General features: G+C 69.9%; 12 protein-coding genes. 4 read left to right on the top strand and 8 right to left on the bottom strand.

Annotated features, from left to right (window positions below):
• The first annotated feature begins 32 nt into the window (after positions 1 to 32).
• Positions 33 to 995, top strand: a complete 963-nt coding sequence (locus AB0M67_RS33390; RefSeq protein WP_365751316.1) for an AraC family transcriptional regulator — start codon at positions 33 to 35, stop codon at positions 993 to 995.
• Between the two features lie 51 nt (positions 996 to 1,046).
• Here AB0M67_RS33390 and AB0M67_RS33385 read toward each other — a convergent pair whose 3' ends face one another.
• Positions 1,047 to 1,910, bottom strand: coding sequence for a winged helix-turn-helix transcriptional regulator (locus tag AB0M67_RS33385; protein WP_365751315.1), 864 nt, complete (start codon positions 1,908 to 1,910; stop codon positions 1,047 to 1,049).
• 91 nt (positions 1,911 to 2,001) lie between these two features.
• On the opposite strand from AB0M67_RS33385, the gene eno reads away from it, so the two are divergent.
• Positions 2,002 to 3,294 (top strand): phosphopyruvate hydratase, encoded by a 1,293-nt coding sequence (gene eno / locus AB0M67_RS33380; protein WP_365751314.1) that lies wholly within the window; start codon positions 2,002 to 2,004, stop codon positions 3,292 to 3,294.
• Between the two features lie 32 nt (positions 3,295 to 3,326).
• Here eno and AB0M67_RS33375 read toward each other — a convergent pair whose 3' ends face one another.
• The 5 genes from AB0M67_RS33375 to AB0M67_RS33355 all read right to left on the bottom strand — a co-directional run bounded on the left by AB0M67_RS33375 (position 3,327) and on the right by AB0M67_RS33355 (position 8,333).
• Positions 3,327 to 4,400, bottom strand: a complete 1,074-nt coding sequence (locus tag AB0M67_RS33375; RefSeq protein ID WP_365751313.1) for a serine hydrolase domain-containing protein — start codon at positions 4,398 to 4,400, stop codon at positions 3,327 to 3,329.
• A complete protein-coding gene (locus AB0M67_RS33370; RefSeq protein ID WP_365751312.1) occupies positions 4,384 to 5,322 on the bottom strand; it encodes a hypothetical protein in 939 nt (312 codons plus the stop codon). The genes AB0M67_RS33375 and AB0M67_RS33370 overlap by 17 nt, the downstream gene beginning before the upstream one ends.
• Entirely contained in the window at positions 5,319 to 6,044 is a 726-nt protein-coding gene (locus AB0M67_RS33365) for a hypothetical protein (protein WP_365751311.1), read from the bottom strand. Before AB0M67_RS33365 ends, AB0M67_RS33370 begins: the two co-directional genes overlap by 4 nt.
• A gap of 53 nt (positions 6,045 to 6,097) precedes the next feature.
• Entirely contained in the window at positions 6,098 to 6,292 is a 195-nt protein-coding gene (locus AB0M67_RS33360; protein ID WP_365751310.1) for a hypothetical protein, read from the bottom strand.
• Between the two features lie 100 nt (positions 6,293 to 6,392).
• Complete coding sequence (locus tag AB0M67_RS33355) at positions 6,393 to 8,333, bottom strand: ABC transporter ATP-binding protein (protein ID WP_365751309.1); 1,941 nt, start codon at positions 8,331 to 8,333, stop codon at positions 6,393 to 6,395.
• An 86-nt stretch (positions 8,334 to 8,419) separates the two neighbouring features.
• Here AB0M67_RS33355 and AB0M67_RS33350 point away from each other — a divergent pair, with 86 nt between their 5' ends.
• On the top strand, positions 8,420 to 9,001 hold the full coding sequence (locus tag AB0M67_RS33350) for a TetR/AcrR family transcriptional regulator (protein WP_365751308.1): 582 nt from the start codon (positions 8,420 to 8,422) through the stop codon (positions 8,999 to 9,001).
• On the opposite strand, the gene AB0M67_RS33345 is transcribed toward AB0M67_RS33350, so the two are convergent.
• On the bottom strand, positions 8,998 to 10,347 hold the full coding sequence (locus AB0M67_RS33345; protein WP_365751307.1) for an FAD-dependent monooxygenase: 1,350 nt from the start codon (positions 10,345 to 10,347) through the stop codon (positions 8,998 to 9,000). The genes AB0M67_RS33350 and AB0M67_RS33345 overlap by 4 nt on opposite strands.
• A 310-nt stretch (positions 10,348 to 10,657) precedes the next feature.
• Between AB0M67_RS33345 and AB0M67_RS33340 the strand changes: the two genes are divergently transcribed.
• On the top strand, positions 10,658 to 12,685 hold the full coding sequence (locus tag AB0M67_RS33340; protein WP_365751306.1) for a glycosyl hydrolase family 28-related protein: 2,028 nt from the start codon (positions 10,658 to 10,660) through the stop codon (positions 12,683 to 12,685).
• A 140-nt stretch (positions 12,686 to 12,825) separates the two neighbouring features.
• Here AB0M67_RS33340 and AB0M67_RS33335 read toward each other — a convergent pair whose 3' ends face one another.
• Positions 12,826 to 15,507, bottom strand: a complete 2,682-nt coding sequence (locus AB0M67_RS33335; protein WP_365751305.1) for a glycoside hydrolase family 95-like protein — start codon at positions 15,505 to 15,507, stop codon at positions 12,826 to 12,828.
• Position 15,508 lies beyond the last annotated feature (1 nt).

The raw sequence follows: 15,508 nt of genomic DNA, 5'->3' as shown, positions 1-15,508 counted from the left end.
GTCCGACTTCCTCTTCGTCTAACCTCGCTGAGGTGGACGTGTTCAGTGATCTCATCCGGGGCGTGCGAGCCCACGGCTCGTTGTTCGGCAGCTCGACCCTGTCCCCGCCCTGGGCACTGCACTTCGTGGACGGCGCGCCGCTGACCCTGTGCACCGTCCTCACCGGGGCGGGCTGGATCGTGCCCGAGCACGGTCCGCCCGAGCCGCTGCGCGCCCGCGAGACGATCGTCGTACGCGGCCCCGCGACATTCACCTTCGTCGACGAGGTCGATACCCGGGCGGAACCGATCGCGTGCGGCGAGTTCTGCGCGACGCCCGAGCTGGGCGGGACGCGGCACCGGCTCGGCTGGCACGACCGCGGCGGGGACGCCGGGGACGTCCGGGATGCGACGACCCTGATCGTCGGCGCCTATCCGGTGCGCGGGGAGATCAGCCGCCGGCTGCTGGACGCGCTGCCCGTCGTGCTGCGCGTGGGCGGCGGGGGCACGGCCGACTCGGTGCTGGACCATCTCGGCGCCGAGGCCGCCATCGACGCCCCGGGCCAACAGGTAGTGCTCGACCGGCTGTTGGACTGGATGCTGGTCTGCACGCTGCGCGAGTGGTTCGACCGGCCGGGCGGCGAGCCCCCGGCCTGGTGGGCCGCCCAGCGGGACCCGGTGGTCGGCGACGCGCTGCGTCTACTGCACGCCGAACCGGCGGCACCATGGACGGTCGCCGCGCTGGCCGAGCGCACCGGGGTGTCGCGTTCGACGCTGGCCAAGCGGTTCGCCGAGCTGGTCGGCGAGCCCCCGCTGACCTATCTCACCCGCTGGCGCATGACGCTCGCGGCGGACCTCCTGGTCGACCAGGAGGCCGCGACCGTCGCGGACGTCGCCCGCGCCGTGGGTTACTCCGACCCGTTCGGGTTCAGCGCGGCGTTCAAACGGGTCCGGGGCGCCAACCCGAGCGAGTTCCGGCGCACCGCGCTCATCCCTTCCCCGGCGCCCGGGCCTTGAGCGACCGGGCCTTGAGCAGGCGGGCCTTGAGCGGGCGGGCCCGATACGCGGTCACGGTGTCCGCGCGCACGCCGCGGCCAGGCTCAGGCTCCGCTCGACCGCCTGAGGGATGTTGAGGACCGGGAACAGCACATGGCGTACGGTCCGCTCCGCGTCGATGACGAGGATCAGCCGTTTGTGCCGCGGCCGGCCCACACCGTGGAACGTGGGCAGCCGCAGGGCCGCGGCCAGATGTTGCCGCGCGTCGGAGAGCAGTGGGTACGGGACCGACTCGGCGCGGGCGAACTCGGCCTGTTCCCGGGGCAGTTGCGTACTCGTTCCGCGCAGCTCCACGCCTGCCTCCCGGAACCGGGGCCAGGCGTCGCTGAACAGCCGGTTCTCCAGCGCGCAGCCGACAGCGCCCGGGATCGGCTCGTCCCACTCGACGCCTGTGCCGGGGTAGGCGAACAGCACGGTCGCCCCCTCCGGGCTCACCACGTCCCGGTCGGTGCCGTCCGTGGCAGGCAGGACAAGCCCCTCGGGCACGCGGGTGCCCGCCAGCGCGTGCGCGCGGGCGTGCTCAGCGCCGCCCTCGGCCGCCGTGGCGACAGGAGAGCCGTCGCCGAGGACCCAGCGGTCGCCCCAGTCCTGCATGGCCACCAGCACCGGCAGCAGCGCCTGGCCGGCGTGCGTCAGCAGATACTCGTAGCGGACCGGACGTCGCTGATAGAGGTGCCGGCGCAGCACTCCCAGGGCGACGAGTCTGCCGAGCCGTTCGGTGAGGACCTTGCGGGAGAGGCCGATCTCGGTGGCGAGCGCGTCGAAGCGGACATGGCCGCGCGCGATCTCCCGTAGGACCAGAACGTTCCACCAGTCCCCCAGGACGACGGCCGCCTGGGCGATCCCGCAGGTCTCGTCAGCGTTGTGCATTCTCATCCACCCATAGTAAGTTCCCTTTCGGGACTCACTTTGTTCCCTGACGGAACTTAAATCCGTCGTCATACGGCCGCACGTGAGGAGCAGCAGGGTGACCGTTATCAGCCGGGTCGTAGGACGAGAGATCCTCGACAGCCGGGGCAACCCCACCATCGAGGTCGACGTCGAACTGTCGGACGGATCGCTCGGCCGTGCGGCCGTACCGTCCGGAGCCTCCACCGGCGCGCGCGAGGCGGTCGAACTGCGCGACGGTGATCCCGCCCGCTTCCACGGCAAAGGGGTGCGGCGCGCCGTCGACGCCGTCAATGACCGCATCACGGATGCCGTCGTCGGGCTCCACGCCGAGGACCAGGCGACGGTCGACGCGACGCTCATCGAACTGGACGGCACGGCCGACAAGTCGGTGCTCGGCGCGAACGCGGTCCTCGGTGTCTCCCTGGCCACCGCGAAGGCCGCGGCGGCGGCCCACCGCCTGCCGCTGTACCGCTACGTGGGCGGGGTCGACGCGCGCCTGCTGCCGGTGCCGATGATGAACATCATCAACGGCGGTGCCCACGCCGACAACGCGCTCGACTTCCAGGAGTTCATGATCGCCCCGATCGGCGCGGCGACCTTCGCCGAGGCCGTCCGGATGGGCTCGGAGGTCTTCCACACCCTGCGCGGTGATCTCCTCGCCTCCGGCCACAGTGTGAACGTGGGCGACGAGGGCGGCTTCGCCCCCGACCTGCGTACCGCCGACGAGGCTCTGGACTTCGTCGTACGGGCTGTCGAGCGCACCGGCTACAAGTGCGGCGCCGACATCACCATCGTCATGGACCCGGCGTCCTCGGAGTTCTACCGCGACGGCGTCTACGACTACACGGGGGAGGGCGTCCGCCGGAGCCCCGCCGAGCAGGCCGACTATCTCGCCGCACTGGTCGACCGCTACCCCGTCGCCTCCATCGAGGACCCGATGGCCGAGGACGATCACGACGGCTGGCGGCTGCTCACGACCCGGCTCGGCGACCGCTGCCAGCTCACCGGCGACGATGTCTTCTGCACCAACGAAGCCCTGTTGCGGGCGGGGATCCGCGACGGCATCGCCAACTCGGTTCTGGTGAAGGTCAATCAGATCGGCACCCTGACGGAGACCCTGGCCACCGTCGCCACCGCCCACCGCGCCGGCTACACCGTCGTCATGTCCCACCGCTCGGGCGAGACCGAGGACACCACCATCGCCGACCTCGCCGTGGCCACCGGCTGCGGCCAGATCAAGACGGGTTCGCTCTCCCGCGCCGACCGCACCGCCAAGTACAACCAACTCGTGCGCATCGAGGAGGAACTGGGCCCCCGGGCCCGCTACGCGGGACGGGAGGCGCTGGGACTTGACCGTCGGAACGGCTGAAGGCGCGCCATCGTCCGGTGGGACGAGGACGGTCAGCGGGGCCGGCCGCCGCCCGGCTCACAGGCGAGGTCCGTGAGCAGTTGGTAGGCGGCCTGGATGAATCGGCTGTGCGGGCCGGGCGCGGTGTTCGCCAGGGCGACGACGGCGACCGCCGGGTCCTGGCTGAAGCCGGTGAACGCGGTGAAGCCGCGGGTGGCACCGGAGTGGAAGTAGAGAGCGGGCGCTGGGCCCGGCCGCAGGCGCCTGGTCCAGGCGAGGCACAGTTCCGGGCCGCCGTGCGCGCGACGGCGGGCGCGGGTCACCTCGTGCAGGGCCGGATTCAGCGGGTCCCCCGGCGGTGCGGCGGTGTGCGGGGCGATCAGGCCGCGCAGATAGCGCAACAGGTCCCGGGCGCTGGAGCGCAGGGCGCCGGCGGCGGGCATCGCGGGGATGAGGAAGGGCGGTCGCGGGCGGCCGTGCCAGTGGCCGGTGGCCTGGGGTTCGGCGGCGTCGGCGGTGGTGTCGGTCAGGGCCAGCGGCTCCAGCACATGTGCGCGAAGCAGCGCGCCGAAGCTGGTGTCGGCCTGCTCGGTGAGCAGACCGCCGAGCAGGCCGACACCGAAGTTGGAGTAGCGCACCCGGGTGCCGGGGGTATGCCGCAGCCGGCTGACGGCGAGGGAGTCCAGCAGCGCGTCCGGCGGGAAAGCCTGATACGGGTTCGTCGTCCACGAGGGCAGTGCGGTCCGCAGGAGCCCCGGGGGGAGCCGTGGCAGTCCGGAGGTGTGGGTCGCCAGATGTTCCAGGGTGATGTCCGCGGCCCTGGGGCTGCGTGGCAGCGACCGGAGCGGGATCCGGGCGCTGAGTGGCTCGTCGAGCCGTACCGCGCCCCGTACCGCCAGGTCGGCGAGGAGCAGCGAGGTGAACGTCTTGGTGACCGAACCGAGTTCGAAGCGGGTCCGGTCGGTGACGGGGACCGTTCCGGTGCGGTCGGTGAATCCCCGGCAGAGCGTGGCGGATTCACCGGCCGCGTACGCCGCGACCACCAGCCCCGCCCGGTCGCCCAGGACGTTCGCGACCGGTTCCAGACGCCCGGGCGGCAGCCGGGCGGGGTCAGGCGCGGGCGGCATCGTCGTAGCGGGACGACGCCAGGGTCCCGGCGACGGTCACCACAACGGCCGTGTGGCGGTGATCCCGGAACGCGTTGTCAGGGTTCTCGTCCACCGGCTGCCCGTCGCGGGGCACCAGACCGTCCGGACGCTGGGCCGCGGCAAGCCGCTCCCAGACTCCTGGCACACGTCCCGGCCGAGGTAGGCAGCCGTCGACGATGAGCAGTTCGGCGACGAGGTCCCACTCCTGGATCTCCAGCCAGATATCCATCCAGACCGGCAGCCAAGCGGCCAGATAGTCGCCCACCCGGGACGGCAGACCGTCCGGTCGCGCTCCCCAGTCGGTGACATGGAAGACGGTGTGCGTCATGCAGTAGGCCGTCATCCAGTCGATCATCCATGGCTCAGGGGTGTGCCCCAGCCATGTGGCGTCGAGCAGCGCGGGCCAGTCGGCACGGCGACCCACCCCGGAGATCCTGGCCGCGTTCGCCACCGCCAGCCGACGGTTGGGCAGCAGCTCCGCGCCGCGCTGCGACACAAGGCCGCTGAGGTGTGCGATGAGCGTCTCCAGCCGGTCGTGCCGGTGGCCACCGCGCGCGAAGTGGGTGTACAGCTCCATCGGATCCGTCAGCATCGGATACCGCAATTGCCGCTCATAGAGGAGATCGCCGGAGCCCAACTGCTTCCACGAGAAGTCGAGCAGCTCCCGGGCCGCCCGCCGGCCGTCCGACGAGGCCATGCCTTCGCGCAGCACCAGAGACGCGGCCAGCGCCGATTCCCCGAGGGGTTTGTAGACGCTGTCGGGATCGGCGAGTTCGGCCGTCGTGTCCGGCGGCACCGCGGCGCGGCCGAGATTGTCGTGCAGCCATCCCAGTGCGCGAGCGGCCATCAGATGCGCGACCTGCCGGGCGGGCACCGGCGCTCCGGTCGATGTCGTACTCATGTGCCGTGCTCCTTCCGCTCCTGGCCCCCGGCGATGAGCAGCCGTGCGATCGCCGTGTTGACCAAGGTCCTGACACCGGTCGCTCCGCACAGCTCCAGATGTGTCACCACGGCGGCGATGTCCATGCCCGGCACGGCGACCGCGCTCGGGGCGAGTGCGACCCAGCGGGCGAGCCGCGCGGCCGTGGGGTAGTCGCGGCGCAGCATCGAGCGGGTGAGCCCCCGGTTCAGATCGAGCGTCCGGCGGGCGGCCTGCTCGGACACCGGCCCCGCCAGGTCGGGCAGCGCGAGCGGTGACAGCCGCGCCATCCACCGCGCCCAGGTACACCAGTCACCGTCGGTCTCCGCCGCCGAGAGGTCATGCGCGTCCGGTACGGCGGCGCCCGTCCCGTCGAAGCGGGCGAGCAGGGCGGCTGTCGCCCGGCCGAGACGGATGGCCTCCGGCGGATCGTCGGGGGACGGCGGAAAGACGCGCAGCGCCTCGGCCACCACCTGCCGGTCCGCGGGCCCGAAGGGTATTCCGGTGAGCAGTGCGGGTGCGAAGACATCAGGCCCCAGCACCCGCACCGCGGCCAACGCCGCTTGCGTGTCCGCCGCTCGCGCGACATGAACAGCCAGGCCCGGCGGATTCCTCACGTTCCGCAAAGCGTCCAGAACGTGTCCGGCCAGACTGTCCACGGCCGCCGCATAGTCAGCCGGCGGGGCGAAGCCCGCGTGCGACATCGGCAACCCACCTTTCTCTGTGAACCGTCGGAGATACTTCCGGCACCCAGGGTCTACTTCTCGCGAGGCTCCGTCGGCTCCTTGGGCGACAGCAGAATCAGGGCCAGGAGGATCGCACCGGCCTCCGGCGCGAACACCGGCGCGCCACTGACCGATGCCTCCGCTTCGGCGATCAGCGAGTTCACCGCGGCACGCTCCGCCGATCCGGCGAGCACCCCTCGGGTGCGAGTGACGGTCTGTACGGACATCTTTCCTCCAACCTGACGGCCGCCCGATCCCGGGCGGCCCCGGCGACGTTGCGCGGCGACTACCGCCAACGAACGGGCTGCCACACGCAACGAGCGCCCGTTACAGGTCAGTTGCCCACGTACCTTCCGCTTCACGACAGACCTCACCGTTTTCACTCCTTTCAGCGAGCGCGCGGAGGCGGCGGGGCGTGGCCCCGGCCGTCGGCCGGGCGCCGTGCACCGGGCCCGGCTCGGCGGGTGCGGCGATGCGCAGCGACTCCACCAACTCGCGGTAGAGCGCGTCCGATTCCAGGAGTTCCTCGTGCCGGCCCTGTGTACGGACACGGCCGCCTTCCATGACGACGATGGTGTCGGCGTCGAGCACGGTCGACAGGCGGTGGGCGATCGTCACCACGGCGCCGGTGGTCGCGCGCGAGCGGATGCACTCGTGCACAGCCGCCTCCGTCAGTCCGTCCAGCTGGGCGGTGGCCTCGTCGAGAAGCAGCACGTCGGGGGTGGCGAGCAGAGCGCGGGCCAGGGCGATGCGCTGCCGCTCGCCGCCGGAGACGCCGACCGAGGACAGGGGTGTGTCGAGGCCGTTGTCGAGTGCGTCGATCTTGTCGGCGAGCCGTACGTCCCGCAGCGCCCGCCGGAGTTGGTCCGTGGTGGCGTCGGGGCGGGCGAGCAGGAGGTTGTCGCGGATGGTTCCGGGGACGATCGGTGTGTCCTGTTCGACATAGGCGAGGCGGGCACGGATGCCGGCATGGGTGTACTCGCGATACGGGCGGCCGTCCAGGAACAGCTCACCGCGCATCGGCTCAAGGAATCGCAGGACGAGGGCGAGCAGGGTGGTCTTGCCGGCGCCCGACGGACCGACGATGGCGGTGTGACCGCGGCGCGGGATCGTGAGGTCGATGTCCTGTACGGCGGGCACCCGGCCCGGGCCGTAGGCCGCGGTGACCTTGCTGAGGCGCAGTACAGGCGTCCCGTCCAAGCTCTCGGCGGTGCGGACGGGCGTCCCGTCCGGGCTCTCGGCAGCGCGTGCGCGGTCGCCGGCGATGGGGCTCGTGATGTCCTCGGTGGGCAGCTCATCGGCCTGTCGGATGCGTTCGGCCGCGGCGATGCCGGCCTGCAACTTGGTGATGTTCTCGCTGACTTCGGTGACGGGCTCCATCAGAGCGAACGCGTAGAGCAGGAAGGCGATCAGGCTTGAGACCTCCAGCCGGCCCTCGCCCACGCGCCAGGCCCCCACGCCGAGGATCGCGATGATGGCCAGCTGGATGCCGGACCACGCGGTCGTCCAGGCCAGTGCCTCGCGGCGAACCACCCGGGTGCCGTGCTCGGCGGAGGCGCGCGCGTCGGTCATGATCCGCTCCTCCATGCGGCGCTCGGCGTGGTTGACCTTCACGGTCCGTATCGCGCGCAGCGTGCCTTCCAGTACGCCGCCGAGCCGCCCCACATGCTCCTGGGCCTGCTGCTGCGCCTGCGCGATCCCGGGCATCAGCAGCCCGAAGGCCGCGCCGGTGAGCGCCACGGCGACCAGCGTGGTGGCGAGCAGCACCGGGTCGAGGAAGCCCATCAGGACGAGGCTGCCCACGAGCATGACCGTCCCGTTGATCAGGCCGATCAGCGATTCCGAGGCGGCCTCGCGCAGCAGCACGGTGTCGGAGGTGACACGGGTGACGAGCTCGCCGGTCGGGCGCGAGGTGACGGCGGGCACGGTGGCCCGCAGGAAGCGGCGTACCAGCGACTCCCTGGCCTCAAGCACCACACGCTCACCCAGCGTTCCGAGCAGGGTCCACTGCCGGAACGACACCGCACCACCGACGACGAGCAGTACGAGGAGCGTCGCCACCGGGCCCGCCAGCGATGTCGAGCCGCCGAGCGCGTCAAGGACCTGCTTGGTGACCATGGGCGTGGCGAGGCCGAGACCGGACACGAGCAGAGCCAGGCACAGGCCATGGATCAGGGTGCGCCGATGGGGGCGGGCGAACGACCACAGGATGCGCAGGCGGGGGGCGGCATTCCGGACACGGGGCAAGGAGGGGGCGGAGGTGGACATACCCACAGTGGAACATCGATGTTTCAAAATGGTCAAGCGAGTTTCGATTCGGCATGCGGCACAGCTGGGGGCATTACCGTGTGCGCATGGGGTCCGACCGCACAGCCACGCAAGAGAGCACCACCCGCGCCCGCACCCGGCGCGCGATCCTTGACGCCGCCGTCGCCCGGCTCTCCGCCGACCACGCGGCCTCCCTGGCCGACGTCGCGGAGGCGGCCGGGGTCGGGCGCACCACCGTCCACCGCTACTTCCGCGAACGGTCCGACCTGCTCGCCGCCATCGGCACGGACGTACGCGAGCGGGTCGAGGCGGCGACCGCCCGCGCCCGGCTCGACGACGGCCCGGCCCCGGAGGCCCTGGACCGGCTGTGCCTGGAGTACTTCGAACTCGGCGACCGGCTGATGCTGCTCGATGACGTGCCGCAGTTCTGGGCCTGGTCCGGTTTGGACGAGGAAGAAGAAACCCCGTCCGACCGCGCCCTGCTCGCCCTCGTCCGGCGCGGTCAACAGGACGGCACGCTCGACCCCGACGTCGACAGCACATGGCTGCAGAACGTCCTGTGGGCCCTGCTCTACGCGGCCTGGGAGCAGACCCGCGAACAGAACACCCCCCAGCACACCGCGCTTTCCCTCTGTCTGCGCACGCTCAGGAAGGCCACCGCCGCCTAGGGCGTGTTGCGCCGGCGGAGGGCGCGCGTGGCGATCCGTGGTGTCAGCAGGGTCTCGGGGCGGCGGTTGAGTGAGAGCACCGCGAAGAACGCTTCGGCGACGACGGGGTCGGTGTTGGCCGCGGCCAACACCCGGGCCAGGTAGTCCTGCTGCGCTCTCCCGAGCCGGCCCGGCCGCGGTCCGTCCGTGTCCGGATACCGGCGGTCCTCACCCGTGGCGATCATCCAGGCCGGCCTGGCGCACTTCGCCACCGCTCGCTGCGTCTGTCGTGTCCGGGCGGCGATGTCCGCGGGCTCACGTCCGGCGATCCGGCCGGCGACGACCTGGGCCTGCACGGCCGCGACCGTCATTCCATGCCCGTAGACGGGGTTGAACCGGCACAGAGCGTCTCCGACCACCAGCAGCCCGCGCGGCCACCGTCCCACGCGCTCGAAGTGCGTCCACTCATTCGCCGTCGCCCGGAAGGCGACCGCGTCCGACAGCGGCACCGCGCCCTTCAGCGCCTGCGACAGCTCAGCCGAACGCAGCGACGCGGCGAACGCGAGCCAGTCCTCCTCGCCGGTGGGTGGCTGGTGTTCGCCTTGTCCGATGAGTGTGACCAGCCACCGGCCGTCGTCGACCGGCAGGATCACACCGCCGCGCGGCACGTCCGGATTGCCCTGGACATACATGGCCTTCCAGGGGCCCGCGTCGGCCGGGCGCCGGTAGTAGCGGGAAGAGTAGCCAACACGCGCGTCGAGCCGCTCGGTCACCGGCACGGGGAGGCCCAACTCGCCGAGCCAGCCCGCGGCACGGGAACCGCGACCGGCGGCAACGACCACCAGCCCCGCCTCCACGGTGAACTCCGCCCCGTCCGCGCCCCGTTCACGCAGCCTGACGCCTACCACCGCCCCTCCGGCCCGCGCCGGAAGAAGCCCGGTCACCTCGTGACGGTCCAGCACGGTCACCGAGGACCCGTCCGCGACGACCCCGCGGCGCAGGGCCGACTCCAGGAGTTCGCGTGAGACGGACAGGTAGTCCGTTCCCCGCACACCGGTGAACCACTCCGCGGCCGAGAGCCACCGCATCTGTTCAGGGGCGCCGACAACGACGCCCCCGTTGGCTTCGAGGCCGGTGACGACATCCGGCAGAAGGTCTTCCAGCGCCGCCATGCCACGCGACCACAGGATGTGCACATGCCTGGATTGCGGGACACCGGGCCGGAACACCGGTGGCCCGTCCGGGAGCGTGTCCCGCTCGATCAGCGTGACGCGCTCGAAACGCCTGCCCAGCACATCGGCGGTGAGCAGCCCGGACAACCCGGCCCCCACCACCACCGCGTGACCCGTCACATCCTCCGTCACCACGCATCACTTCCACCGGCGACCTCGCTCCGTATCCTCTCGCACACGCCACGTGAGCAACAGTGCGCACGAGTCAGCGGCGTACCGGTGCGACCTCGACGTTCACGCGCCCCCGATCCGTAAGGGATCAGCAGTCCGAGCGCAAGAAGTTTACTTGTCAACGCAGTTGGGGCGCAGCAACACGAAAACCGCTCGCAGGCATCTTGTGAAGCCCGGCACGACGGTCCTAAGGTCCACCTCACCCCCACGACGTCCGCTCCACCGGGCGTCAGCCCCACCGGCGTTCGTCCTCCCCAAGAGAATCGAGCCTTAGATGTCGTGGACCTCACTGACCGCAGCCGCCGTCGGGCTGGGTCTGAGTCTCAGCCTGCTCAGCGGCGGCGGCACCGCCCTCGCCGCGCCGCCCGGAAGTCCCGGTGGACCCACCGGCCCCGTCGTCACCCGCGCCGCCCTCGACCCCGCGCTCGTCGCGGGCCGGGGCGCCCACGTCGGCTTCGCCGAGCAGGAGGCGGAGAACGCCGCGACGAACGGCGCGGTCATCGGGCCGGACCGGGCCGCGTACACCCTGCCCTCCGAGGCCTCCGGCCGTACGGCGGTGAAGCTGACGCCAAAGCAGTACGTCGAGTTCACCCTGCCAAGCGCCGCCGACGCGATCACCGTGCGGTACAGCATTCCGGACGCGCCCGGGGGCGGCGGCATCACCGCGCCCCTCGATGTCACCGTCAACGGCAAGGACCGTAAGACGATGACGCTCACCTCGCAATACGCGTGGCTCTACAACCAGTACCCCTTCTCGAACGACCCCGGCGCCGACCTGCTCCACCCGGACTGGTGGATCACCGAGTGCGCCTGTGTGCCCGCCGCTACGACCCCCGCGCCGGTCATCACGAAGCCGTTCCGGCCGAGCCACTTCTACGACGAGCAGCGCCTGAAGCTCGGCAGGACGTACCGGGCCGGTGACAAGATACGGCTGACGGTCCCGGCGGGCAGCAAGGCCGACTGGACGGTCGTGGATCTGCTCGACTCGGAGCTCGTCGGCGCGCCCCGCGTCCGGCTCACCGCCGCGAACGTGCTGCGGTTCGGCGCCGATCCCCTCGGCCGGCGGGATTCGGCGGACGCCTTCGACAGGGCGATCGCCTTCGCGAAGCGGAAACACCTCACGGTGTACATCCCGCCGGGCACCTACCAGGTGAACCGTCACATCATCGTGGACGACATCACGATCGAGGGCGCCGGCAACTGGCACACGGTCGTCAAGGGCCGCCAGATCACCCTCGACGAACCCGCGCCGGACGGCTCGGTCCACACGGGCGTCGGCTTCTACGGCAAGGACGCGGCCGACGGCGGAAGCCGGAACGTCCATCTGTCGGGCTTCGCGATCGAGGGCGACGTACGCGAACGGGTCGACACCGACCAGGTGAACGGTGTCGGCGGCGCGATGAGCGACTCGACGATCACGGGTCTGCACATCCGGCACACCAAGGTCGGTCTCTGGTTCGACGGACCGATGTCGAACGTCCGGGTCTCGGACAACATCGTCGTCGACCAGATCGCCGACGCCCTCAACTTCCACACCGGCGTGACGAATTCGGTCGTGTCCGGGAACTTCGTGCGCAACACCGGTGACGACGGCCTCGCGATGTGGTCGGAGAAGACCGCCAACGCGGGGAACACGTTCACGCGCAACACCGTGCAGTCACCGGTTCTGGCCAACGGCATCGCGGTCTACGGCGGCACGGACAACACGGTCTCGGCCAATCTCGTCGCCGACCCGGTCCGGGAGGGCAGCGCGCTGCACGCGGGGTCCCGCTTCGGCGCCGAGCCGTTCACCGGGGCGCTGCGCTTCACCGACAACACCACGGTCCGCGCCGGGACATACGAGCTGAACTGGAACATCGGGCTGGGTGCCATCTGGCTCTACGCGCTCGACAAGGACATCGACGCGGACATCCGGGTGACCGGCGACCACTACCTCGACAGCACCTACAACGCGATCATGCTGGTCAGCGACTACGCGGTGAAGGACCTGTACGCGATCGACCGTGTCCGCTTCAAGGACGTCAGGATCGACGGGACGGGTACGTCGGCGGTCAGCGCCCGGGTCAAGGGGTCAGCGTCCTTCGAGAACGTGGATGCGCGGAATGTGGGCGCCGTCGGTGTCAACAACTGCGGCTCCTTCAACTTCCCGCCCTCCGGTTCGGAGTTCGCGCTCAACGACCTCGGCGGCAACGACGGGGGCCGGGGCACGGAGTCATGGCTCGCGCCGTGGCTGCTGCCGAACACGATCACCTGCGACGACCGTCCGCCGGTGGTGGCCCCTCCGGCCCCGTCCACCTGGTGACCCCGGCCACCTGGTGACCTTATCCACCTGGTGACCCCGGCCGACTGTTGACTCCTGGCCTGAGTTCCCCCTCATGGTGTGGCCCCGCGCGGCGTCCTCCGCGCGGGGCCACGGTCATGGGCGGCCCGTCAGGGTGCGGGTCAGGGGGTGATACGCAACGCGTCCACCATCCCCACGGACGTACTGCGGTTCACGATCCTGATCGTGTGCGAGCCACCGGCGAGCCCCTGTTTCTGCCACACGACCTGCTGTACCTGTCTCGCACCGTCGGCTCTGAGATTCACCGTGGCCTGGAAGACGTTGTCGAGATAGACGTCGACCGTCCCCATGTCGCCGTTGCGTTCGGACAGATACTGGATCCCGGTGCCGGTGAAGGTGTACGACGCGACCGCGTCCACCGTGGTGCTGTGGTGGGTATCGTCGTTGAAGTCGCCGTAACCGCGGCTGTTCGTGAGATACCAGTTGCTGTCGTACGTCAGCGCGGTGTTGTTCACCATCGGGTCGGAGGTCGCGTTCGACCCCAGTGTGGAGCTGGTGCCGGCCAGGGACTTCATGCCCTGGTTCGCGGTGCCGGTGAGCTGCGTCTGAGTGTAGGAGCTGAGCGGTTTGGCGGTCCGCTCGACGACGTACACCTGGTTCGCCCCGGTGCTGAAGGTGATCTCGGCGCCGCTGGACGTCGTCACGATGGCGTTGTCGGACGTCCTGCGGACCCTCACCTCCTGGGTCCCCCACGGATTGACGACGCGGGCCGCGTTGCCGAACTGGCTCTTCAGTCCGACGTACTTGACCTCGCCGGCCTCCCTCTCCGAACTGACCATGAATCCGCCCTTGGCCAGCAGACTGAACTTGCCGACGAAGGTGGAATCGGTGGGCACGGCGGGAAAGACCCGGATCTTGTCGTTGTACGACTGGAGCAGCGACTCGTTCGTCGCGGCCAGATGTACGCCGAGATACTCGAAGACGCCGTTGGTGTTGCTGGTCATGCCGTTCGGATAGTTCTGGTACTTCTGCAGCATGGTCTTCAGACCCTGGAGCGTCTGATTTCCGAGCCCGAGTCTGGCTGCCTGGATGGCGTCGTTGGCCCATACGTTTCCGTACGGGAACGGCCTGCGGTTCCAGGTGTTGATCGCCTTCTGCTGGTCGGGATAGCCGATACCGGTGAGGTCGTACGGCCAGATCAGTTCGGCCGCGACATTCTCGTTGTTACGCGTCTGCGCGATCGGCGGTGTGTGCGGCAGATAGGTGTTCGCGTTCGTGTCGGAGGGATAGGCGATCAGGTTGTTCAGGACGTTCTGCCACTGCGGTCGCAGTGAGGCGTCCAGGCCGAGCTGTTCGCTCGCCTTGATGGCGAGCGGGAACAGGGTGCGTACGGCCGCCAGGTCGGTGATCGCGTTCGGCACGTTCCAGTACGTCTCGTGCGCGTGGGACGTGGCCACGTAGTACGTGCCGGTCGAGCTGTTGAACGACAGCTTCGCCTGGTAGAACTTGGCGACCTCGCGCATGAACGGATAGGCCGTGTTCCGCAGGTATTCGGTGTCGTTCGTGTACGCGTACTGGAGGTACATGTTGTACGCGGCCTCGGTGCCGGTCGACCATATGTTGTTGGTGAAGTCGCTGTTGACCGTGCCGCGCGCGTTACCGTCCCAGCCCATCGTCTCCGGCACCCAGATGCCGTCCACGTTGTACCGGGTCCGGGTGTACGCCTTCAGCGCGTCGAAATTGCGGCTGTAGAGCTTGTTGAATCCGGCCATGAGATCGGCGTGGTTGGAGGCCAGGAACGAGTTGTAGATGTCCCGTTGATTCCAGTACCAGTACGCGTTGCTCCATTTCGTGGCGTCCCCGGTGGCCCGGAAGACGCCGTTGATGAAGTGGGCGGGATAGTTTCCGTATCCGGCCGCCGCGATCATATAGGTGGAGAGGTAGTAGACGTTCTCCATGTAGTCCGCTTCACGGGACCCGTTGGAGTACTGGACGAACGACTTCTGCCAGAACGCGTGCCACCAGTTGAGATAGCTGTTGTTGGTGCTGGTGTACCCGGCGGCCTTGACCTCCGCGAGCGCGCGCTTGGCCTCGGCGACCGAGTTGTGGCTCGGGGCGTTGAGACGGCTGCTCGCGGTGAACCAGATGGTGTAGCTGGAGTCCGGTGTGATCGAGAGCCGCACCTTACGGCCGTCGATGACGCGCGCGGTGTACGCGGCGCCCTCCACGGTCGCGCCGAGTGTGTAGCCGAAGTTCTGCGGGTCCGCCTGGCCCCGGCTGAGTCCCGCGCCGGTGGAGTCCGCGTACGTGGACACCGTCCGCCAGGTGTCGATGTTCGGCACATCACCGCTGTTGCCGAGCCCGGCGACGTCCCAGAGGCTCAGATCCAGATTGATCGCGGAGACCCCTGAGCGGGTGTCCTCGACATGGATGCCCATGACCTCCGAGTTGGGCTTGCCCATCACCGTCACGGTGCGGTTGTTGTCGTACGTGGTGGTGAGGGTGCCGTCGTAGAGGGAGAGGCGCTGTTGGAAGGTGGAGTAGCCACTGTCCATCGCCGGGGTGGTGGACAGATTGAGCAGCCCGGCGCCGAAGGCGGTCTGCTGCGAGGTGTCCACACCGGACACCTGCATGTTGAAGCCGTTGTTCTGCCAGGCCATCGCGCCGGTACGGCCGTTGCCGACCGTGAGACCGTGCTTGGGCTCGGTGGTCGGCCGGTTGTAGACGATGTCGTGCTTGGACAGGTACTTCGCGTAGTCCACGTTCAGCGCGCCGGTCGAGGAGTTGAAGGCGGCGTCGGTGGGTGAGGCCACGGCCGGTGAGCCGCCCGACAGGCCGCTCACG

This window comes from Streptomyces sp. NPDC051662 (assembly GCF_040681655.1).
Classification (GTDB): Bacteria; Actinomycetota; Actinomycetes; order Streptomycetales; family Streptomycetaceae; genus Streptomyces.
Note: the sequence above shows the minus strand (reverse complement) of the source record. Positions and strands in the feature narration are given on the sequence as shown.